The 1,811-nt window shown below is 48.8% G+C and carries 1 protein-coding gene; it reads left to right on the top strand.

Annotated features, from left to right (window positions below; all coding sequences use genetic code 11):
* Positions 1–229: 229 nt before the first annotated feature.
* Positions 230–1,621 carry a transposase gene (locus LPH68_RS26110; RefSeq protein WP_230297263.1) on the top strand — a complete coding sequence of 464 codons (1,392 nt, stop codon included), beginning with the start codon at positions 230–232 and terminating at the stop codon, positions 1,619–1,621.
* Positions 1,622–1,811 lie beyond the last annotated feature (190 nt).

The raw sequence follows: 1,811 nt of genomic DNA on the forward strand, positions 1-1,811 counted from the left end.
TGGGAACTTTGGTATTACCGTTCAGAAGTATCCCCATACTCAACAACATATAATACACAAAGCCCCACGCCTATATAGGGACTGTCGTGAAATGCTGAAAATAGTTTTCGACTTTCCTAACGAGTTGATTGATAAAGTGATAGAAATTTCGTAACTTTGAAAAAGGGAAAAAGATTCCCCCAACCACCGAGAAAAGTGAGAAATTGGGGGAATCGCAAAAATAATCTGTATGCCAAAGGTACGAAATTTTTCTGAAATAGCGCCAAACATTGCGTTTCCGGAGTTCAATTTTTACGAGCTCTACTATTCGACGTTCGAAAAGAGCGAATTGGGCAGGATAAAGAAGTTGCTCCCTCTACGCGAGATGGCAGAGAACTTCGGTCTGGTAAGGAAAAGCATGAGGCCGAAGCTGGGACGCAGGTCGTTCTTCACTCCTGAAGGGAAAGTGGCCCTGATGTTCCTGAAGATGTACACTGGACTCAGCTGTCCGAAACTGCTGGAACAGCTGAACGGCAACATCCACTACCAGATATTCTGCGACGTGATAATAGATCCGACACGCCCATTGACAAACTATAAGCTGTTGGACGACATAATGATGGAACTTGCAGGGAAGTTGAAGATACAACAGCTTCAGGGCATACTCGCCGACAAGTGGAGACCATACATGGAGAACCTGGACACGATGTACACGGATGCGACGTGCTATGAGAGCGAGATGCGTTATCCGACTGATGCGAAGTTGCTGTGGGAAGGGATTGAGAAGAGCTATGCGACGATGTGTGAGTTGAGCGGCAGACTGGGAATCCACCGTCCCCGAACAAAGTTCCTTGACGTGCAGAAGGCAAACCTGACATACAGGAAACAGCGCAAGCACAACAGGAGCCAGACGAGGAAGATTACCCGCAGGCTGCTTGACCTGCTCGGCAAGATACTGAAGGAGATACGTGAGATCGAGAGGGGCAATGAGAATGCAGAAAACCTGTTGACTGTCAGAGAGAAAAGTGATCTGAAAATCATCACGAGGATGTACCGTCAGCAGAAGAACCACTTCCTGAACAATAACAGCAGGGAAAGCATCCCCAACAGGATAGTGAGTCTCAGCAAGCCACATTTGAGACCGATAGTGAGAGGCAAGGAGGTGAAGAGCGTCGAGTTCGGTGCGAAGGTCAACAACATATTGGTCGACGGGATATCGTTCATTGAGAAGCTGTCATTCAATGCGTTCAATGAAGGGACCCGTCTGGTGCACTGCCTGAAGATGCACAAGAGACTGTTTGGAGTCGAAGCGAAAAAGGTCGGAGGAGACACCGGCTACGCGGGAACTGAAAACAGGGACTACTGCAAGGCGAACGGGATAAAGACATCTTTCGTAAAAAGAGGCCGTCCGTTCGGTGAGAAGAAAAAGGAGAAAGACCTTGTCCGAAAGGAGCTTGCCAGAGAGAGGGCGACTGCGATGGAAGGCTCGTTCGGGACACAGAAAGAGCACTACGATCTCCGGAGGGTCAAGGCCAGGACGAAGCGGACGGAAATCCTGTACATCTTCTTCGGCATCCACACGGCAAACGTGGTCCAGCTGGCGGACAGGATAGCACAAAGGGCGCGTTTGGCTGCTGCCTGACACTGAAACTTGCGGTCAATGCGGAGCTCTTGTGGGGGAACTGTATCCTCGCCATGAAAGACGGACAAAAAATCCGGCCGAAACGACCGGAAACAGATATAAAATTGAATTTTTGATGAGTCGGACGCAGAAATTGAATGGATTGGTCGCTGCTTCGCTCAGATTAAAAACATTAAACGACAATCCCTAT

The organism is Bacteroides sp. 1_1_30 (assembly GCF_020982715.1).
GTDB classification, from domain to species: domain Bacteria; phylum Bacteroidota; class Bacteroidia; order Bacteroidales; family Bacteroidaceae; genus Bacteroides; species Bacteroides xylanisolvens.